At 48.3% G+C, this 18,956-nt stretch carries 22 protein-coding genes; 5 read left to right on the top strand and 17 right to left on the bottom strand.

The window, feature by feature from the left end:
- Positions 1-215: 215 nt before the first annotated feature.
- Positions 216-908 (bottom strand): 5'-methylthioadenosine/adenosylhomocysteine nucleosidase, encoded by a 693-nt coding sequence (locus LI015_RS06095; RefSeq protein WP_002566354.1) that lies wholly within the window; start codon positions 906-908, stop codon positions 216-218.
- A 144-nt stretch (positions 909-1,052) separates the two neighbouring features.
- Here LI015_RS06095 and LI015_RS06090 point away from each other — a divergent pair, with 144 nt between their 5' ends.
- A complete protein-coding gene (locus tag LI015_RS06090) occupies positions 1,053-1,295 on the top strand; it encodes a TIGR03905 family TSCPD domain-containing protein (protein ID WP_002570482.1) in 243 nt (80 codons plus the stop codon).
- 132 nt (positions 1,296-1,427) lie between these two features.
- On the opposite strand, the gene LI015_RS06085 is transcribed toward LI015_RS06090, so the two are convergent.
- Positions 1,428-1,952 (bottom strand): hypothetical protein, encoded by a 525-nt coding sequence (locus LI015_RS06085; RefSeq protein WP_330628593.1) that lies wholly within the window; start codon positions 1,950-1,952, stop codon positions 1,428-1,430.
- A 16-nt stretch (positions 1,953-1,968) separates the two neighbouring features.
- Positions 1,969-2,739: a DUF4367 domain-containing protein gene (locus LI015_RS06080; RefSeq protein WP_227124348.1), complete on the bottom strand. Its 771-nt coding sequence runs from the start codon at positions 2,737-2,739 to the stop codon at positions 1,969-1,971.
- A 176-nt stretch (positions 2,740-2,915) separates the two neighbouring features.
- Here LI015_RS06080 and LI015_RS06075 point away from each other — a divergent pair, with 176 nt between their 5' ends.
- On the top strand, positions 2,916-3,980 hold the full coding sequence (locus LI015_RS06075) for an undecaprenyldiphospho-muramoylpentapeptide beta-N-acetylglucosaminyltransferase (protein ID WP_117627320.1): 1,065 nt from the start codon (positions 2,916-2,918) through the stop codon (positions 3,978-3,980).
- Between the two features lie 2 nt (positions 3,981-3,982).
- Here the strand turns inward: LI015_RS06075 and LI015_RS06070 are convergent, their stop codons facing one another.
- The 14 genes from LI015_RS06070 to LI015_RS06005 form a co-directional block, all read right to left on the bottom strand.
- Complete coding sequence (locus LI015_RS06070; RefSeq protein ID WP_002566359.1) at positions 3,983-4,534, bottom strand: RNA polymerase sigma factor; 552 nt, start codon at positions 4,532-4,534, stop codon at positions 3,983-3,985.
- Positions 4,535-4,539: 5 nt separating this feature from the next.
- Positions 4,540-4,956, bottom strand: a complete 417-nt coding sequence (locus LI015_RS06065) for an HIT family protein (protein WP_002566360.1) — start codon at positions 4,954-4,956, stop codon at positions 4,540-4,542.
- 42 nt (positions 4,957-4,998) lie between these two features.
- On the bottom strand, positions 4,999-5,619 hold the full coding sequence (locus tag LI015_RS06060) for a rhomboid family intramembrane serine protease (RefSeq protein ID WP_002566361.1): 621 nt from the start codon (positions 5,617-5,619) through the stop codon (positions 4,999-5,001).
- Between the two features lie 182 nt (positions 5,620-5,801).
- Positions 5,802-7,355, bottom strand: coding sequence for a DUF6382 domain-containing protein (locus LI015_RS06055; protein WP_227124307.1), 1,554 nt, complete (start codon positions 7,353-7,355; stop codon positions 5,802-5,804).
- Positions 7,345-7,737 carry a hypothetical protein gene (locus LI015_RS06050; protein ID WP_002566363.1) on the bottom strand — a complete coding sequence of 131 codons (393 nt, stop codon included), beginning with the start codon at positions 7,735-7,737 and terminating at the stop codon, positions 7,345-7,347. The genes LI015_RS06055 and LI015_RS06050 overlap by 11 nt, the downstream gene beginning before the upstream one ends.
- A complete protein-coding gene (locus LI015_RS06045; RefSeq protein ID WP_002566364.1) occupies positions 7,734-8,285 on the bottom strand; it encodes a hypothetical protein in 552 nt (183 codons plus the stop codon). The genes LI015_RS06050 and LI015_RS06045 overlap by 4 nt, the downstream gene beginning before the upstream one ends.
- 21 nt (positions 8,286-8,306) lie before the next feature.
- The gene (locus LI015_RS06040) at positions 8,307-9,302 is read right to left on the bottom strand and encodes a hypothetical protein (protein ID WP_038294445.1); all 996 of its coding nucleotides are present in this window, start codon (positions 9,300-9,302) and stop codon (positions 8,307-8,309) included.
- 45 nt (positions 9,303-9,347) lie between these two features.
- The gene (locus LI015_RS06035; RefSeq protein ID WP_002570491.1) at positions 9,348-11,345 is read right to left on the bottom strand and encodes a DUF5702 domain-containing protein; all 1,998 of its coding nucleotides are present in this window, start codon (positions 11,343-11,345) and stop codon (positions 9,348-9,350) included.
- On the bottom strand, positions 11,345-11,524 hold the full coding sequence (locus LI015_RS06030; protein ID WP_002566367.1) for a Flp1 family type IVb pilin: 180 nt from the start codon (positions 11,522-11,524) through the stop codon (positions 11,345-11,347). Before LI015_RS06030 ends, LI015_RS06035 begins: the two co-directional genes overlap by 1 nt.
- 18 nt (positions 11,525-11,542) lie before the next feature.
- Positions 11,543-12,823, bottom strand: coding sequence for a hypothetical protein (locus tag LI015_RS06025; protein ID WP_119205512.1), 1,281 nt, complete (start codon positions 12,821-12,823; stop codon positions 11,543-11,545).
- Between the two features lie 7 nt (positions 12,824-12,830).
- The gene (locus LI015_RS06020) at positions 12,831-13,568 is read right to left on the bottom strand and encodes a type II secretion system F family protein (RefSeq protein WP_002566369.1); all 738 of its coding nucleotides are present in this window, start codon (positions 13,566-13,568) and stop codon (positions 12,831-12,833) included.
- A gap of 61 nt (positions 13,569-13,629) precedes the next feature.
- Positions 13,630-14,826, bottom strand: a complete 1,197-nt coding sequence (locus LI015_RS06015) for a CpaF family protein (protein ID WP_002566370.1) — start codon at positions 14,824-14,826, stop codon at positions 13,630-13,632.
- Positions 14,827-14,903: 77 nt separating this feature from the next.
- Positions 14,904-15,908 (bottom strand): hypothetical protein, encoded by a 1,005-nt coding sequence (locus LI015_RS06010; RefSeq protein WP_002570494.1) that lies wholly within the window; start codon positions 15,906-15,908, stop codon positions 14,904-14,906.
- A 56-nt stretch (positions 15,909-15,964) separates the two neighbouring features.
- Positions 15,965-16,549 (bottom strand): prepilin peptidase, encoded by a 585-nt coding sequence (locus LI015_RS06005; RefSeq protein ID WP_289302125.1) that lies wholly within the window; start codon positions 16,547-16,549, stop codon positions 15,965-15,967.
- Positions 16,550-16,844: 295 nt separating this feature from the next.
- On the opposite strand from LI015_RS06005, the gene LI015_RS06000 reads away from it, so the two are divergent.
- From LI015_RS06000 to LI015_RS05990, 3 genes are all read left to right on the top strand, one after another.
- A complete protein-coding gene (locus LI015_RS06000) occupies positions 16,845-17,198 on the top strand; it encodes an ArsR/SmtB family transcription factor (protein WP_002566373.1) in 354 nt (117 codons plus the stop codon).
- A 34-nt stretch (positions 17,199-17,232) separates the two neighbouring features.
- Positions 17,233-17,547 carry a YaaL family protein gene (locus LI015_RS05995; protein WP_007035993.1) on the top strand — a complete coding sequence of 105 codons (315 nt, stop codon included), beginning with the start codon at positions 17,233-17,235 and terminating at the stop codon, positions 17,545-17,547.
- A gap of 68 nt (positions 17,548-17,615) precedes the next feature.
- Positions 17,616-18,956, top strand: coding sequence for an alpha-amylase family glycosyl hydrolase (locus LI015_RS05990; RefSeq protein WP_002566375.1), 1,341 nt, complete (start codon positions 17,616-17,618; stop codon positions 18,954-18,956).

The raw sequence follows: 18,956 nt of genomic DNA, 5'->3' as shown, positions 1-18,956 counted from the left end.
TAAAACAGACCTCTGAATCTTGTCACATCCAGAGGTCCGATTATTAATGAGTCATGCGTGTATTGTTTATGAGTCTGCTGTTTGTAAGTGTACCATTTATAAGAGTTCTATTTATAAACATTCTATTTATAAACATGTCATCTATGCCATCTATAAGGCTGTTATTCATGAATACAAATAATATAAATCTGGCTATCAATCAACAGTTATCTGAATCAAATAGAGCGTACAATCTCAGTAAGCAGATTAACGCTGTGAATAATGGCCTTAGCCTCAAAAGCAGGGTAATCTACTGTGGCACTGTCATCTGCCTTATCAGAAATCGCCCTCACAATGAGGAATGGGATGGAATTGAGGTAGCAAGCCTGGGCAATGGCTGCCCCTTCCATTTCTGTACAGTATCCTCCAAAGGTATCTGTCAGCCACTTCTTTTTTCCCTTATCAGAAATGAACTGGTCTCCAGTCACCACTCGTCCTACGAAGGTATGGATGTCCGGATTGACTTTGGAACAACATTCCTCCGCAAGATGTATAAGACCTTCATCTGCCTTAAAAGCCAGGGTCTCCACCCTGGGTATCTGTCCCGGTTCATAGCCAAATCCGGTTGCATCCATATCATGCTGAACTGCATCGCTGGAAAGCACAATGTCCCCAATATCAATCTCTGCCTTCAGGGAACCTGCTATTCCTGTATTTACCACACCTGTTACACCATATATATCTGCCAGAATCTGGGTACACATAGCTGCATTGACCTTACCGATTCCGGAACGGACCACCACTACCTCTTTCCCCTCCAGCTTTCCTTTATAAAAGTCCATGGCAGCCCTTGTCTCCACCTGTACATCTGTCAACTGCGCCTTAATCATAGCCACTTCCTCGTCCATGGCTCCAATAATTCCTAGCATAATTACCTCCTTCTGTCTTGTACTATTCTTCTATTATATAGGAAGCCCGCAGATTTTCAAGTTCAAAGCTTGTTCTCACTTGACATTATCTTTTGCATAAGGCATAATCGGATATACACGAATTTATCACAGGAGGCACTACACATGAGATTTAAAACACAAGGGGTCTGTTCCAGGGAGATATCCTTTGAAGTAAAAGATAATAAACTGACCAATGTCCAGTTTGTAGGCGGCTGCTCCGGCAACACCCAGGGCCTGTCCCGGCTCATCGAGGGCATGGACGTAGATGAGGCCATCCGAAGACTTGACGGAATCCAGTGCGGTCCCAGACCTACGTCTTGTCCGGATCAGTTGGCTCGGGCGTTGAAGCAGTTTAAAATGAAATAAAAAAAATTTATTCTTTATTCCTTTTTGGGTATAAAAGGCTGTCGTGATAACTTAAAATTTCACGACAGCCTTTTACTAATACGCTATTTCTGGATAGAACTTTTAGCATTAAATAATTTCATATACAATCCTTTATTCGATTAAAATCCCCGCGGTTACAGGGCTAAATCCCTCAAACTTCCCCCCCAATACGGCAGCAAGAACTCCTCTTATTCTATAGTAATATCCTTTATCCTGATTTTTAAAAGTCACATCTATAGAAGGGTCACTTAACCCATCGGGATAATCTGATGCATAGAATTCTGCATCATAAAAGGTTACTTGACGCCACCGCTCAGTATCAGCATCCCAACGGTCCAGATAAACTGTAATATAAACTTCATCAACAGGAACCGCCATAAATGCCTTAGCAAATGCCCCAATATCACCATTACCATTATCCTTTATGATTAGGTCCGCCTTCATAAAAAAATCACCACGCAGTTTTGCTGTTTCGCTAACCATACTTTGCTTAACAGTTGGAGCAAGCAAACGAGACTCCAAATCAACAGATGTATACTCATTTGGATTAAATGATACTGCGTATATATTAATAGCCATTACTATTGATATCACCATTGAACTAATGAACAATACTATTCCCTTTTTCTTTAGCATAACCATACTCCTTTTATTAATAAGTAAGTCGCTCAATTATCTTTACAAATTCTTCCTCGCTAGATACCCCTGCAATACAATATGAAATTCCATCAATAACAATTGAACACTCATAACGATATTTTCCATTGGAAAGCTGTTCTCTACATATATCAAAATCTTGAGCAATCCATTTATTATAAACTACACGACTATAATTGGTTTCCGAATTACAATTAAAAGATGCTCTTCTGTCAAACTTTGATTGAACAACATACACAAATTCTCCTTCATATTTGAATCTTAAACTTGCATAACCATCTTCAACAGTTAAATCAAGAAAATTCATATTAGATGGTATATATCCCAGCTTTAATGGTTTTATACCTACATCATTTTGTATTATAGTATAAGCCTCTTCTTCACCATTGACATTAGCCTTATATGAATCGTTAACAAATACCTTTTTCTGTCCATCCCCCAACTCCTTCTCCCGATAAAAATACGACTTCGTCCCCATAGCCACCATACATCCACTCCCTGCCACAAGACAGGCAATTAAACCAATCGCAGCCAACCGCTTCCATCCAAACCTTGGTTTGATAACCTTGGGGTGCTCCGGTTGGTCGGATTCCGGTACATTCTTTGACTCAGCTCTTTCTTCCTGTATCCTTGCCCAGATTTTCTCAAATTCATCTGGGGATGGGGATGTAATGGGAAGGGGGACGGCCATATTCTTGACTGCTTCTAATTCTTTTAACAGTTCTTCATCTGATATATCGTCCGTTCCCCAAATGGGGCAGTCCATAGAATTGTCCTGTTCTGAATCTCTTTTATAATCTCCCACGTGACACCTCTGTTTACCAAATCTCCTAAAGTTCCCTTTGCCTTTAGGGTTGACTTTTTGCGTTTAATGCTTACTATAATAGTAGACGTTTATGAATGCCGGTTTCCCCCGCATATCATATACTTTAGGAGGTTTTTATGAAAAAAATTATTTTAACCGGCGGCGGTACTGCCGGACACGTTACCCCCAATCTGGCCCTGCTCCCTTCGTTAAAGGAAGCTGGTTACGAAATCCGCTATATCGGTTCATACCAGGGCATGGAACGCAAGCTGATTGAAACTGCAGGCATTCCCTATGATGGCATATCCTCTGGCAAGCTGCGCAGATACTTTGATATCAAGAATTTTTCCGACCCATTCCGCGTCGTCAAGGGTTACGCGGAAGCCAGACGGCTCTTAAAACGCCATAAACCGGATGTAATCTTTTCTAAGGGCGGTTTTGTTGCAGTTCCCGTGGTCCTTGCTGCCAAACACTACAAAATCCCTGTCATCATACACGAATCCGATATGACGCCTGGCCTGGCCAATAAAATCTGCATTCCTTCCGCCCTTAAGGTTTGCTGTAACTTCCCGGAGACCCTTAAGTACCTTCCATCCGACAAGGCTGTACTGACAGGCTCCCCTATCCGTGCAGAGCTACTCCAGGGTGACCGGCTGTCCGGGCTCTCGTATGCCCACCTGTCTGCCGGCAGACCTGTACTCCTTGTCATAGGCGGAAGTTTGGGCTCTGTAGCCGTAAATACAGCGGTCCGTAATATCCTCCCCAGGCTTCTGTCCAGCTATCAGGTAATACATATCTGTGGCAAAGGCAATCTGGACGAAAGCCTGATAGGAACAGCCGGATATGTACAGTATGAATACGTTGACGCTCCCTTAAAGCATCTTTTTGCGGCAGCCGACCTTGTCATATCAAGGGCAGGGGCTAATTCTATCTGCGAGCTCCTGGCACTGCGCAAACCGAACCTGCTTATTCCTCTGTCAGCCGCGGCCAGCCGCGGAGACCAGATTCTCAATGCTAACTCCTTTGCAAAACAAGGATTCAGCAAGGTTCTGGAAGAAGAAGCATTGTCTGATGACTCCCTGTTTGATGCCATTAACGATTTATACCTAAACCGCAATTCCTATATACAGGCCATGGAGCAGAGCAGTCTGAACAATGCTGTTAAAACAGTTGTATCTCTCATTGAATCATGTGTAAAATAACGTTAGGGCCAATTATCACTTTTTAGCAGTTCCTCAAGATATTTCCTGATACGGCTGACTCTGGAATAGCATGCCTTTTCTGTAATATTCAGCATAGCGCATACTTCCCTTGTCGGCCGTCCTTCTATCAATCTGAGCGTCGCGACCTGACGCCAGTTTTCAGGCATCCTCTCGATTTCCTTAAGAAGCGCCTGACATCTCTCTTTGCTGACTACATAATCCGGCAGATTGGCAGCCTTATCGTGTGCCGGATAATCTTCACTGTTATATGCCTCTTCGTCCAATTCCCCATAGCTCCTGTACTTCATTCTTCGGTGAAAGTCCATACACCGGCTCTTCAGAATACGTATCAGCAACGCCCTCTTACTTTCCTCAGACATATCCAGGGAATATTTATAGCGGGCATATGAAACAAATGTATCCTGTACCACATCCTCAATATAATCTACAGGAATATCGTTAACATAAGCTATCCTTCTCAGGTATACCTCATATTCCAGATACATTTCTTCAAACAGTTTTTTATCTTCTGTATCCATCTTCTCAATCTTCATTGCAACTACAGACAGCCTTTGATTTTATCCGCAACCTCTGCCAATTCCTCCGGCGAAGCCTTTCCCGGAGTCCAGCTGACCATGTCTGGACCTCCCTCATATCTTGGAATCACATGCATGTGGAAATGGAAAACAGTCTGCCCGGCTGCTTCTCCATTATTCTGAACCAGATTGAATCCCGCGCATCCAAGAGATTTCTTCATCGCAGAGCCAATCTTGGCACCCAGAGGAAGTACCTTGGCGGCTATATCCCCATCCAGTGCGCATACATCTGCAAAATGCTGTTTTGGAAGGATAAGGGCATGTCCTCTGGACGCTGGTCCCAAATCCAGAATCACGCGAAAATCCTCATCCTCATACAGAGTGGTTGACGGAATCACCCCTCCTGCTATTTTACAAAAAATACAATTGTCATCTGTCATTCTGAAAATCCTCCTTCCGCTGCGGTTAACACAGCCTGCATTCTATCCAGCCATACCGGAAATTCTGGCAGCATCTTTTCTCCTGTAAAGCAGGATACCTAATATGAAGCCGGAAATCAGGCCCCCTATGTGAGCCATATTGTCCACTCCTGCTGAAGTAAACCCATGATAAAGCGTCAGCAGAACCATAAAGCCCAGCTGCCTGTTGGTTAGTCCGTCCAGCTGACCATGATGAATGGCAATCACATAGACCAGACCGCCTACCACACCGAAGATTGCGCCTGAAGCCCCCGCGGACACACTGGCCTGCCCTGTCCGTACCTGGACAGCCAGGGATATACTGTTGGCAGCAACACCGCTGGCAAGGTAAAATATCAAATACTTGATATGACCCAGCGCCCTTTCCATCTTCTCTCCAAGCACCAGAAGCACCAGCATATTATTTGCCAGATGGCTGACTCCAAAGTGCAGGAACATGGCAGTAAACAGCCTGTAATACTCTCCACCAAGGATAACAAAAGGCGCAAATACAGCCCCGTGTTTTACCATGAATACGCCATCCTCCGTGGAGCCGATGGCCTCCAGGTACAGAAATACCAATACGTTGACTGCTGCCAGCGCAATGTTGACATATGGCCTGCTCCTGTTTATGCCCGTAACCATCCGTATTCCTCACATCCTCAATGATATATAATCTTAGCATACTTTAAAGGACTTGTTAAGTGGCTTTGACGCAATAAAGTTATTTTTTATGCCCCCACCCCACTGTTATTTACTATTTCTGCAACCACACTCACACAATTGTCTTTTAAGATAAACGAAACATACTGGGTTACTCTGTGCTGTTAATAAAAAATATATCCGCAGTCAGCTATAAATATCTGGTCTCCCGGCTCCAGCTGCGTTGTCTCGTTTGCCTCCAGCAATCGTCCTTTGACCCTGGTACCATTGGTAGAGTTAAGGTCCGTTACAGTATAACTCCCATTGTCCTCGTCTAATCTTATGTGAAAACGGCTGACTGTATCTTTCAAAAGCACATAGTCTGCTAAATCCTTGTGTTTGCCAATCACAAATGGATAATAGGATATTACAATGTCCTCATCCGAACCATTGAGGGCAGATAAACGCCGGACTTCCTCCCCTTGTGCTGGCCGCTCTGATAAAAGCACGGTCTGAAAGCACTCTCCGGCGCTGCTTTCCGGCATTTTCTGCAAATACTCATTTTTATCCCCATTCATATACGCAGTGGATGGCTGATTACCTAAATCCTCGTCTTCGTCATCTTCATCCTCATACAAAATTCTCCATGGGTCCTGCTCATCATCTGAACCTGCCCCATCTGCCTTTGCAGCCCTATGCCCAATGAACAGCCTATACAGATTCATGGCTGACAGCATAAACAGCAAGCCTCCGTCGATTGCTGCCAGCAGCCTCCAGTTGTCAATGACCATTGTCATCCCTCTGAACATCCACAGTGCGGATGGACAAAGTACTGCCGCTGACAGCCATACGATAAACTGCCGTCTGAAAGTGGTTCCTTTCCATTCAGGTTCAGTCCGGCCTGAGCCTTCCTGTTTTATTTCACACCTTTCCAATTTACCCTTTTCTTTTTTTCTCCGCTTCTCCCCCCTGTCACTGTTATGCTCTTTCTCTGTCTCCCCGCTTTTTCCTTTCCCCTTCCCTGTAATACAATCTCTATTTTGCTCATTCCCCTGTTCTTTCCCTTGTTCCTTCCCTTGTCCCTTCTCCTTCAGCCCCTTCTCCTTCAGCCCCTTCTCCCAATGATTTGTTTCCTGTAGTCCTCCTTTCTTTATGTAATCTCCCTCCGGTTCGCTCAATAACTCCCGTTTCTTCCCTTTCCGCCGTTCTGACGCAATCAGCCCCAGCAAATCATCCATTCCGCAGTTTTCCTTAAGGCTCTCCTGATAAAGTCCATAAGCCAGGACTACGCTCTCCCTGTCTTTATGATTTATCCTCTTCAGTATATATTGCAGGAGGCGGCTCAGTTTACCCTGGAAATCATCCTGAACACCAGGGATCAGGCACAAACCGGTCTGGAATAATTCCGGCTCCACATAAATATATTCCGGTTCCAGCAGGACACCCCCTGCATCTAAAAGATATTCCTCCATACCACTTAGCGCTGCATGTATCTGGATTAATAACTGGCATATCTCTTCTCTGGTTATAAAACGGGTTTCCAGAAGGCGGCTTAACGGTTGTCTGGAGGTAATGTCATAACAATATAAGGGCAGTCCATCCTGGTATGTTATGTACATCCTTAACAGTCCACGAATCTCGTTGTGGGCCAGCATTCTGGCTTCATATCCAGCTGTGGCCTCTGCCACCCCCGCTACCAGGTAATTGCGTTTTGCTTCTCTCCTGTAGCTAATTTCCATCTTCTTTAACCAGCCCTTCAATTAAAGTAATCTTGCGCAGAAATGTCTCCGGCCGGAACCTTTCCGCCTCAATCTCTCTTTTCCATTTTCCCCCTCTGCCTTCTCCGTATATCCTCTTCCCTTTTTCCTTTATAGCCAGATCGCAGTCAGGAAAGAACATGAGACGGCCTAAATGTTCCTGCACCCCGGACGCAGAGGCTTCCAGCTCCTTTGCACTTCCATGACGGCCCTTTTCTAACGCCTCATGCAGACCCATGGCGGCCTTGGTCTCATCATGAATACGGCATGCCTGCTGGAGCATCACCGCTATGGACAGTAATACCATGGCCATAATCCATGCGGCCTCAACCGTAAGACTTCCCTTAAGCGTTTTTTCCCTCATAGGAACATCACCCCGATTCCTGCCGGGATCAGAAATGGAAGAAGAGGAATGCGCAGCCTCCCCCTGTCTGTTCCCTGTATAATCCCTTTAAATACTAAAACCATAGATAGTAAAAAGCAAATCCCCAAGCCGCCTGCCAGCAAAACCAGATTTTTCAATGCACCCAGATAAATGCCCGATATCAGAAAAAACCATCCATCCCCCTTTCCCACAGCCTCGTTTGTTATCCGGGATAAAAACAGCAATCCCGCTCCTACAGCCATGGCCATGGCTGTATCTATAATCTGGCCCGACACCAAGTCCGAAGGTATCTTATGTCCCGAATCCCGGTATATGATTGCCGCATCCAGCACAATATACATGCATCGCAGAACCGCGCCCGCGGCTGCGGACATCACAATCAGGCTGAGTTTTATTCTGTGATTCCTCATATCCTGCCAGGCTCCAATTGACAGCGTCATAAGAAATCCGCAGCGCAGCAATACTCCGGCTATGTCATGTCCTGCTGTTAATTGTTCCGTCAAATCCCCATTTAATATGCCCAACAAATAACACCCCCGTCTCCCACATCACTTTCCTCTGCAATAAGAACACTCCCCCAGATATTCCACCTGCGTCAATGGAACCTCCTGAACATACGCAATGATGGACCGGCAGCTTTTAGACACATGGTAGCTTGAACCATATGGCATGACATAAACCGTACCGCTGCTCCCCATACTGCCGCTTCCCGCGCCCCCGCTTCCTGTGCCTCCGCTTCCCCCACCGCATGTCCCACAGGAAGAATACCTTCCTCCTGCCTCATTCCGCAGTTCCCCCACAGCCCCTAAATCCACTGCCTTTAAATCATTGTACAGATAGTGGCAGGTCCTTAAGCGGTGATAGCGGGTGGAGTTTTTTCCAATGTATACTATCTCATCTTCTTCTCCATTCCCATCCCTGTCACCATCCCCAAAACGTCCCCCATCTGCTCCATTCCACATTCTGCGGCTGCATACCTGTTCCACGGGAATGCTGCTGACTCCTAATACGGAAAAGGGAAGACGCATCCTATATCTCATCACGATATGGACCATCTCATCTTCCCCTATGTCCGTCCCCTCAAATGATACGGCTTCCACCCACTCCCTGTTAATCTCTCCCAATATTCTGGCGGAAGCATAAGCTGCTGCCAAAACAGAGGTGGCTGTATCCTCTGCTCTTCCCACATCCACCTCTGCACCTCCTTCCTCTGCGCTACGGAAACAGTATTCCACATAGGCATACTGACTCAGCTCCTCCCCCACGGATTCCATTACAGCCTGTATCTGTCTCTGACGGTCCAGCATCTTCATAGGCATAATCAGACAGAAACAAAAGAACAGGAACAGGGACAGACTGAGAGCAGCCTCTACGGAGAGACTCCCCTGCATCTGGCAGGAGTTCCATGATAATGCCCTTTTTCCATGGAACAGTCGACAGCATTTACGTACTTGGAGAGGTGCGGTTGTATTTATTTTTGCTGTTTTTTTATATGGACAATACGGATTTGATTTTTTATTCTGCACCAGAAAAAAGGGCATCATCATGAACCTCCTTTCCCCATTCCTAAAAATTTACAGTTCCCGTCTTTATGGGCTTTTGTAGTCTTCCAGGTAGCTCCCGGCTACAGCCATACGCGTGTCATATGCGTAACCGTCTTCCCGTCCCCGGCTTTTCCACAATCCATTTGAAAAAAACACATGTTTTCCACTGACAAGAGCTTCTGCATCCACCGTACATACACAGTTTGCCAAAGAAAATCCAGGCTGCTTCACCGCAGTGACAATCTGCATTACATCCATCATCCGGTAAACCAGATCCGTGTCATAAGCGCCGAATATAAGTATCCGCAGATAGCCCTTATAATCAGCTCCGCTTCCATTTCCTCCTTCTTCATCAATCAGGCTTCCGCTCCTTCCCATCTCCAAAAGTCCGGCCAAATCCAGTTTCCAGTCGGATCCAGTCTTAAAGACCGGTACCCTTTTCCCTTCCAGAAGGTACCGCACATCCAGCAGAGCCTCTCCCAGAGCCCATACTGCCATGATAAAAAATGCCACCACTGATACAAGTGGCAAAATCCCGGTCCCTCCCACAATGGTCAGAGCCAGATTACGCGCTTCCTGGCGTTTTCCGGCATCTGACAGAATATGTACCAGATTGAGTCCCTCTCTAAATGCAACCAGGCGCGCCGCCACACCGCTTAAATTGTCCCTGTCCTTTTCCTTTCCATGAATGATATATTCTAGCTCATAAAATTCCCCCTTCTGCATCTCTTTTTTAAACCCTTTAAAAAAACGAATATCATATTCTCCAATCAACAGGCGCTGTATCAGTGTCCTGACTCCGGTCAAAAAGCCGGTGCTCTTAGAATCTCCATCCTGGTCTGTTTCCTTCCATCCACCGCCGTCTGTTTTCCTCTGGACGGACGGTGTGCCGGAAAGCCTGAGGGCTGTCCCAGAAACAACGGTTCCCTCCGGTAATACTAATTCCAGCATTTCTCTTCCTGCCATATTTCCTACTTGTTCCAGAAAACCTTCCTTTTCCTTATCCCGGACCCCGAATTCCACTCCCAGTGTAAGCATGCCGTACTGGGACCAGCGCGCCCTTACCGGCTGCCATAAGGCATCCTCGTCCAGCTCATCGTCTTCATCCTCCGGCTCCCAGCTGCTGATATACTCCATTACCGCCTCCGCCATATCAATCACATCCCTAATCCACAGTATTCTGTCCCGGCTCAGATTTGTCAGCGCCTCAACCTCCCTGCGGCGCTGTCCATCCTGGGCCGCATATGCCTCATACTGTCTGATTTCCTCCTCCAGGCCAGCCCTCACATCCCCACTCAGGTCACTGGCTTCTTCCAAAAAACGTTCTCTGCTGTCTGCCAATTTCTCATACAATTCATCGGCCCGCTTTTCATAGGAGTTTACCTGGCCCGGAAGCCGTTCCAGCTCCCGTATCAATTTATTGGCCTGGGATACAAATCCTCCCCCATCCAGCTGGTCCAGGCAGCCCTTCCCCTGTTCCCACCGTTCCCTCTGGGCCAAAAGTGTACTGTTGATTATCTCCAGCGCCTTTTCCACCTTTACAGCTTCCCTGGAATGGGCGGCATATAGTTCTGAAACGCGGTTAACACTGTTTCCCTCTTTCCAGGCCTCCAACAGTTCTGATGCGCCGGCTTCATCCAGCTCGTCCCAATCTGCATCCAACAGACCATACTTCATATAATCCAGTATTTCCTGTTCAAAATATCTTCCGTCCCCCTGGGTAAGATCCGTCATATCTGTTATCCGAATCTGCTCCGCCTTCATGGGATACCAATTTTCAGCCTCCATATAGGGCCTCATAAATTCCCTGAACTCCTTCTCCAGTGTCTCTGCCTTGTCATACTCAAGCCCCAATATCCGGTACTTATTCCACAGTTCCCGGTGATACTGGGCCATAAGGGAATCTGCGGATGAATCCACAGCCATCCGCAGATAGCATCTGGCGCCTGCTGTGCGGGCCGATTCCACAATCACACACAGCAGTGCGCAGACACTGAACAGTATCATTGCCAGAAATACCGTAATCTCACCTTTCCTGCACATTAATACACCTCTTTTGACTGGCTGTTTATCTCCTTAAAAATATTTTGGAGTAAGGTGGTTATCTGCTTTTTAAAGATAATGACCAAGCCTATAAGAACCACCAATACCAACACCAGCTCAATCACTCCCACCCCCTGTTCGTCCTTCCAGAACTCCCTGATTTCCTTTCCTAACTTCATTACGCTCCTCCTTATATTTTATTTGAATTCCATCAGTGCCGGAACAGCGATCATGACCATGACCACGGACAAGAGAATGAACAGAGGAAGCAGCAGTTTTGTCCCTGCTTCCTCTCCCAGGCGCCTGGCCTGGTGTTTTCTCTGTTCAAATGCATCTGTCATCTCTGTACGCAGCAGATTCCTGAGATTCTTTGAACCATTTTTACGGTTCTGCTCCAGCAGACCTCCCAGTTTCATATAAGACTGAAGCCCGCACCGCCGTCCAAACTCCTCAAATGCCTTGCCCTCCGGCACTCCCCCCTTCATCTGACAGCTGGTTTCATACATTTCTTCATATACATACCGTTTCCTGCGCCTTCCCTGCTCCACCATCATTTTGTATTCCAGGGCAATCTTATCCCAGGCTGTGCGGATACTCATGCCTGCGCCCAGAAAAATGGTCAGCCTGGACAATACCTCAGGGTAATCCAGCGCCAGCTGGCGTTTTCTCTCCTCTGTCCTGTTTTGCTGCCTGGCCTGGTCCCCGAAAAAACATAATACAGCTCCTGCCACCCCCAATCCCATCACAGGAACAAACACAGACTCCTCCGGCAGGCTGTATTTCAGGCTCTGTCCCTGATATTCCTCCGGAAGCTTCATATAAGCAGTGTAGGACTGCAATTCATCCTGGCTCTTAAGAAATTCCACAAATGCTTCCTCCGTCTGTTCCTGTTGCGTAAGCACCGGCGGCTTTACGCACACAGACAGTTCATACTCCTCCGGCCAGTTTCCCTCTGTCATGCGCACATGCAGGCTGATTTTGATTCCCTGTTCGCCTATCCCCCTCTGTTTCAGCTCCTGCACATGCAGTTCACCGAAGGAATCCAAAAGCTCTGGCTCATCCGATTCCCACCTGAGCCTTATTCCATAGCTGTCCAGATATGTAAGCAGGTTCAGATCCTGCCTTACATCCTCAAGAGACGGATTATTCCCAAGTATGAGCTGCGGAAGCTGGACCATCACAGCCTCATAAGTCTTATGTGCCTCCTGTTTTGTATACATCCTTTCTGACAGGACCATTTCCACAGGAACCTCCTTCTCCCCAAGCCCCTCCACTATCAGGCTGTATGTCTGATCCCCCTGCCCATAATTTCCCCTGGCCAGGGTATCTCCTTCCAAAAGCGCACTGTCTGTACGCTGCCACAACTGAGCCGCCATTCCTATGAAAAGGCCAGCCATAAGACAAAGGATCTGCTTCCGGCCAATCCAGGCATGAAGCCTCTCTTCCGGTCTTTTTCTCACCTTTATCGTCCGCCTCACCTGCCTTTCACACCTCAATGTCCAGTATCTTACCGGCCAGAACCAGCGCACCCGCATAGGCCGCCAGACACATGGTCATCACACTCCGTCCCATCCAGGTACCGTACATCACGCTGAAAAAACCAGGGGATGTAAGGTCAATGTAGAGCACAATCAAGAACGGTATCAGATTCATAATTCTCTGTTCGAAAATCCTGGAGGCAAGCATGGTGTGTATCTCCTCCTTGACCTGTACCTTGTCCCTGATAATTCCCGCTGTCTGCCGGATGATTTCCACCAGCTCGCCTCCGCTTCGTTTAGCCGCTGACAGGACCTGGGCAAAATTGTCCACATCCTCCACTCCGCTGCGCCGGCCAAAATCCATAAACAGCTCCTCTGCCGGACGGTTCATCCGGATTCCATCGGAGAGGATCCGGAATTCTTCTGTAATCATCTCCCTCCTTCCAAACAGTATTTCCAGCTCCTTTATGCTAAGGGTAAGTCCGTTTTCCAATGAATACCCTGCGCTCAGGAAGGAGGACAGAACCTGGATTCCCTCCTTGAACTGCAGTTCCAGCCGCCGGGCCCTCTCCTTCTTCAAATTCGATCTCCTGTATAAAGGATAACAGGCTCCAACAGGCATCAGAATCAGGAACACCACCACACTGCGGTAAAAGACATAGGATGCCAGCCCACAGGCTCCCACCCCCAGAGCTCCGTATAACAGCCACTCTCCGGCAGTAAGTCTGTAGGTACTGTAATCCACCCGGTCGGGAGGCCTGGCCCTGGGAACCTTCTTTTCCGGTTTCCTCCTGGCAATTTCCTGCCTAACCAGGTCCCGCCTGTGTCCTTCCCCCTTTCTGACAAAGCCGGTCCTCCTTACCGTCGTATTCAAACAATGGTTCCAGCTCCACCTCTCCATTCTGCAAACCTCCTATTCTCATAATGGATAAAACTCTTCTTTTCCCATCCTTCAGCCGGCCCAGATGGACCATGATGTCCAGGGCCGACACAATCTGGCTCCTGATTGCTGCCAGCGGAAGGTCCGCCGCCATCAGCACCATGGTTTCCAGTCTGCTTATCATGTCCCGCGGGCTGTTCCCATGACCTGTGGAAAGACTTCCGGGATGGCCTGTGTTCATGGCCTGGAGCATGTCCAAAGCCTCCTTCCCCCTCACTTCGCCCACTACAATGCGATTGGGGTTCATGCGCAGAGCCGCCTTAATCAGCTGGCTCATGGTAATTTCCCCTTCTCCCTCCGTATTGGCGTTTCTTGTCTCCAGACGCACAAGATTTGGAACCTGTGTTATCTGCAATTCAGCAGAATCCTCAATGGTTATTACACGCTCACCGGAGGGTATGAAGGATGACAATGCATTCAGGAATGTGGTTTTTCCGGAGTTTGTCCCTCCGCTGATAAACATATTGCATCCATCCTCCACCAGCTGCTCCAGAAAGCCCGCTGCCTCCGTACTTATGGCTTTGAAACGAATCAGCTTTTCCATGGTAATCGGGTCAGGGAATTTCCTTATAGTAACAACAGGACCATCAAGAGCCACAGGCGGCAGAACCACATGGACCCTGGAACCATCTTCCAGCCTGGCATCCACCATAGGAGAGGACACATTCACCACACGGTTGACCCTGCTTACAATCTGCTGTATGATATCCTCCAGCTGTTCCGGCCTCTCAAAATTCCTGTCCCATAATTCCATTCTTCCGTTTCTCTCCATAAATATCTTTCCTGCTCCATTCACCATGATTTCCGACACGGAGCTGTCGTCAATAAGCTCCTGCAGGATATCCAGACGACGGAAGCTGTCAAAGAGGCTGCCGCGCAGCCAGAGCCGTTCCTTTAAGGGCAGAAATATTTCCTGCCCCATCTCGCCTATGGACCTGTCAATCATTTCCAGCAGTTCTCCGTCGTCCATATGGTGCCTTTCCTGCAGTTCCTCCATAATGCGCTCCCTTATGAGCCACCGCACACCTTCACGGCTCCTCCTTTTACTCTCCCTCTCTTCCATAGCTCAATTTTCCTTCTTTTTCCTTTCCCTGTTCTTTATTCCTGACTCTCCCTTCTCACTCCTCCTCCCTCCATTCCTTATCTCTCCGGCTGCTTTCCGTTTAAAAGCTGCCGCACAAAATCCCCCATCTCCCCCCATATCAGCTGTTCCAGATACCCTTCCTGTTTCGCAACACCTGTATGCCTGGGCAGTCTCAGTTTCTGGATTCTGTCCCTGACCCCGGCATCGTCTGCTTCCTCCAGGTACTCCTCAAACTCCTCTATCTTGGCGGCTGAGATATAGTCCTCCCTGACCGGCATATACACCACATTACACATGGATAGAACGGGAAGAGCCCCCCTTCCCATCTGGCCCACGTCCACCACCAGCCTGTCATAGCCGCTCTCCCTCGCAATCCTGTCTATGAGCTGCGCCATATCCTCCGGCGCCACCTGGCTTAAATCCTCCGCATACCTCACCGGAGGTATAAAATCCATATTCCCCCAGTTGCTGATCATGGACTTTAGCTTCATCCAGTTATACCCTCCCTGCCTGTACAGATACAGAACATCTGATAAATCGGCCTTGTACTCACTGTCAATCAGCCTGGTAAATCCTGAATATTCCTCCAGATTCAGATACAGCACCGACTCCTTTTTCGCCATCACCTGCCCTATGGTCAGGGCCAGCGAGGACTTAAAGCACCGGTTCACAGGGGAATATATTCCCACTACCAGGGCCCTGGTCCCCAGAAGGGCCAGCGCCGGCTCCACTGGCCGGCTGCAGTAGGAAGCCAGCACCTCACGCATGATACAATCCCCGGACTGGTACTTGTAGATGGCCGGAAATATATCCGGCCCATCCACCAGCTCCCCGTCACACAGCACCATAACCTGCTCTGCCTTCACATCTCCCACCAGCGCCCGTGAACTCTCATCTACCAGCAGGATTTCTATGGGATGCTCTTCCCCATATTCTATAAGCCTGTCCAGGCTGGAAAATGCCATGGCTGTAAACGGAATCTTTTCCTTCTGATTCACATAATCCGCCAGCCGTTCCCCAAAGGCGGGATCAGCGTCATAGACCGCCAGAATCTTTACCATATATTCACTTCTCACCTCGTTTCTTCCTGGCGCATACGCACCTTAACACCCATCACTCATCCCTTCCACAACACTGAAATAAGAGTCCCCGCAAAAAAACAGGCTCCCAATGGAATTACGCACTTATATCCATCCCGCTCCGGGCAGTAGTACGCCTCAATTTCTTTACTCTGAATCACACGCCTGATATAGGCAGTTAAATACAAGAATCTCTGACATATGCTGCCCTCTCGCAGCATCTTTCCGAGAGCCAGAACAGCTCCCAGACACAAACCAATCACAACGGACCAAAATCCTCTCTCCAGGCCAAAACAGCCTGCCACAAGGGCCATAAATTTAATATCCCCGGCCCCCACCATCCGCAGCAGGAAAAATGGGAAACCGGCTGCGGCCGCCAACATCAGCCGCATTATAAATACAGCAGCGCCCTCAGCTGCAGCCGCCCAAAAACCAGTATCCTGCATCCAAAAGCCTATGCCTGCCGCCCATAACCCAACATTCCCGGCTCCGGACACCCAGGCCTCCACCGAAACAGCCAGCCCTGCAGCAGCTGCCGCCGCCAGGGCCCTGTTAGGTATCCGGTAACGCCTGATATCCATAAAGGCACAATAAGACATGATGCCGTACAAGGCATACGACATAAAACTATGTAAACTGAATACACTACCCCCTCTCTCCGTTCCATCTGTCACTTTTTTCTGAGGAAATTTCTGCCTGAGCCAGACAATACAAAACCATTGACGTAAATAATACCATTGAGATAAATCAGACTGTCATAAAATAGACTGTGTTGAATGTTGTTTTATTATGAAGGATTTTCCAGCAGATGTCAAGGGTGAATTTTATGCATTTCACACCCGATTTCCTTGACCTTCCTCTCTATACATGGTAAAATGAAATTGGTTCAAATTTTTAAACCAAAGGAGGAAACGGCAGATGACAACTGCCCAGGAACTGCAGAAACGTTTTCATGCCTGTATGCCGCTGTTCATTGCCCTGGGCGATGAGATGCGTCTGTCCATCATAGAGGTACTGACAGAGGAAGCCCTTGACAGAAGGCAGACGCCCGGCCCCATCCATTTCGAGCAATACGGCCTCAATGTAAATGAAATTACCCGGCGGACCAGCCTTTCCCGTCCGGCCATATCCCATCACCTTAAAATATTAAAGGATGCGGGTATTGTGGGCGTACGCCAGGAAGGCACGGCCAACTATTATTATCTCACCCTGAGGGAATCCAACCGCCGGCTGATGGAGCTGGGATACAGACTGGAAGAATTCCTGTACTGACAGTCAGCATTAAAATTTAATTCTGCCGGCCCACATGCATAAGATGCCATTTTCCAGATATACTATTTCTATCAATATCTGGGAGATGAAGCATATGTTTGACATCATGAAAGCAGTCAGGGAGACTGCTGCCGCCAGGTCCGCTGTGACCAGGGCGCGGCGCCCCAGACCTGAACTCATCCGCCTGCGCGTGGAAATCGAACGCACAAAATGTGCCATCGAAGCCGCCAGGAACCACTTTGAGCAGGCCGTGGACCCTACCCTGATAGACTGCTATATCTACGAACTGAACGCGGCACAGCTGCGCTACCAGTTCCTGCTGCGTAAATTTAAAAGCCAGGAGGATTAGTACTTACAGTACTATCCCCCTCCGGGCACTGTAACATATGACTACATAAAGATTGCGAGGAAAACAACATGAGCACCTGGTATGAGCGGGGAGTGTTCTATCACATGTATCCCCTGGGGATGACTGGAGCCCCCAAACACAATGATGCAACCGAAGTAACCAACCGTTTTGAAGAATTAGACAAGTGGATTTCCCACATCCGGTCCCTGGGCGCAAACGCCATCTACATAGGCCCGCTTTTTGAATCCACCAGCCATGGATACGATACCAGGGATTATAAACTGGTGGACCGGCGTCTGGGCGATAACGGTTCTTTCAGAAAATTTGTGGACCAATGCCACCAGGAGGGCATAAAGGTTGTTGTGGACGGTGTGTTCAATCACACAGGACGTGAGTTTTTTGCCTTTAAGGACATACAGGAAAAGCGCTGGGATTCCCCTTATAAGGACTGGTATAAGGGAGTGAACTTCGACTGGCAGAGCCCCTGCGGCGATTCCTTTGGATATGAAGCCTGGCAGGGACACTTTGAACTGCCCTGCCTGAACCTCTTTAACCCGGATGTGAGGTCCTATCTCTTTGATGTCATCCGGTTTTGGATTGACGAGTTTGACATTGACGGAATACGCCTGGACTGCGCCAATGTGCTGGACTTTAACTTCATGAAGGAAATGCGCAGCCAGACAGAGGCCATGAAGGAAGATTTCTGGCTTATGGGTGAGGTGATACACGGGGACTACAGCCGCTGGGTTAACAATGAGATGCTTCACTCCGTCACTAATTACGAACTTCACAAAAGCCTTTACTCCGGCTTCAATGACCACAACTTCTTTGAGATTGCCCACAACGTAAGACGGCTGGAGGCCATCGGACGCCAGCTTTACACCTTTGTGGACAATCATGACGAGGATAGGATTGCCACAAAGCTTAAGCTCAGGGAGCACCTGTTCCCCATATACATCTGCCTCTTCACACTGCCCGGAATTCCATCCATCTATTACGGCGGCGAATGGGGCGTTGAGGGAAAGCGCACCAACACCAGCGATGAAGCACTGCGTCCCGCCATCTCCATAGAGCAGGAAGGTGAACTTCACTGCGAACTTACAGACCTGATTGCACAGCTGGGACAGATTCACAGCCAGCAGGAGCCGCTTCACACGGGCCGTTACCAGGAACTGCTGCTGACCAACCGCCAGTATGCATTTGCCAGACACGGTGAAGACTCTGTCATCATCACCGCGGTAAACAATGACGATGAGCCGGCCGAACTGGCCATCCCTGTTCCGCTTCAGGCCGGCGAGGCAGTCAATCTTCTGGAACCCGCAGACCGCCTCCCCATTTCAGACGGGAAGGTCCACATAAAACTAAAGGGCAACTGGGGAGCTGTCCTGAAACTCAAGGGAGAGAACTGA

It is taken from the genome of Enterocloster sp. 210928-DFI.2.20, from assembly GCF_020554465.1.
In the GTDB taxonomy this organism is placed as follows: domain Bacteria; phylum Bacillota; class Clostridia; order Lachnospirales; family Lachnospiraceae; genus Enterocloster; species Enterocloster bolteae.
The sequence above is the reverse complement of the archived record's forward strand: the minus strand, read 5'-3'. Positions and strand labels throughout refer to the sequence as shown.

Bases quoted from the DNA above. Each gene is read 5' to 3' on its own strand.
- LI015_RS06095 (WP_002566354.1), bottom strand. From the start codon at position 908: ATGCTAGGAATTATTGGAGCCATGGACGAGGAAGTGGCTATGATTAAG.
- LI015_RS06090 (WP_002570482.1), top strand. From the start codon at position 1,053: ATGAGATTTAAAACACAAGGGGTCTGTTCCAGGGAGATATCCTTTGAA.
- LI015_RS06085 (WP_330628593.1), bottom strand. From the start codon at position 1,952: ATGCTAAAGAAAAAGGGAATAGTATTGTTCATTAGTTCAATGGTGATA.
- LI015_RS06080 (WP_227124348.1), bottom strand. From the start codon at position 2,739: ATGGACTGCCCCATTTGGGGAACGGACGATATATCAGATGAAGAACTG.
- LI015_RS06075 (WP_117627320.1), top strand. From the start codon at position 2,916: ATGAAAAAAATTATTTTAACCGGCGGCGGTACTGCCGGACACGTTACC.
- LI015_RS06070 (WP_002566359.1), bottom strand. From the start codon at position 4,534: ATGAAGATTGAGAAGATGGATACAGAAGATAAAAAACTGTTTGAAGAA.
- LI015_RS06065 (WP_002566360.1), bottom strand. From the start codon at position 4,956: ATGACAGATGACAATTGTATTTTTTGTAAAATAGCAGGAGGGGTGATT.
- LI015_RS06060 (WP_002566361.1), bottom strand. From the start codon at position 5,619: ATGGTTACGGGCATAAACAGGAGCAGGCCATATGTCAACATTGCGCTG.
- LI015_RS06055 (WP_227124307.1), bottom strand. From the start codon at position 7,355: ATGGAAATTAGCTACAGGAGAGAAGCAAAACGCAATTACCTGGTAGCG.
- LI015_RS06050 (WP_002566363.1), bottom strand. From the start codon at position 7,737: ATGAGGGAAAAAACGCTTAAGGGAAGTCTTACGGTTGAGGCCGCATGG.
- LI015_RS06040 (WP_038294445.1), bottom strand. From the start codon at position 9,302: ATGATGCCCTTTTTTCTGGTGCAGAATAAAAAATCAAATCCGTATTGT.
- LI015_RS06035 (WP_002570491.1), bottom strand. From the start codon at position 11,345: ATGTGCAGGAAAGGTGAGATTACGGTATTTCTGGCAATGATACTGTTC.
- LI015_RS06030 (WP_002566367.1), bottom strand. From the start codon at position 11,524: ATGAAGTTAGGAAAGGAAATCAGGGAGTTCTGGAAGGACGAACAGGGG.
- LI015_RS06015 (WP_002566370.1), bottom strand. From the start codon at position 14,826: ATGGAAGAGAGGGAGAGTAAAAGGAGGAGCCGTGAAGGTGTGCGGTGG.
- LI015_RS06010 (WP_002570494.1), bottom strand. From the start codon at position 15,908: ATGGTAAAGATTCTGGCGGTCTATGACGCTGATCCCGCCTTTGGGGAA.
- LI015_RS06005 (WP_289302125.1), bottom strand. From the start codon at position 16,549: ATGTCGTATGCCTTGTACGGCATCATGTCTTATTGTGCCTTTATGGAT.
- LI015_RS06000 (WP_002566373.1), top strand. From the start codon at position 16,845: ATGACAACTGCCCAGGAACTGCAGAAACGTTTTCATGCCTGTATGCCG.
- LI015_RS05995 (WP_007035993.1), top strand. From the start codon at position 17,233: ATGCATAAGATGCCATTTTCCAGATATACTATTTCTATCAATATCTGG.
- LI015_RS05990 (WP_002566375.1), top strand. From the start codon at position 17,616: ATGAGCACCTGGTATGAGCGGGGAGTGTTCTATCACATGTATCCCCTG.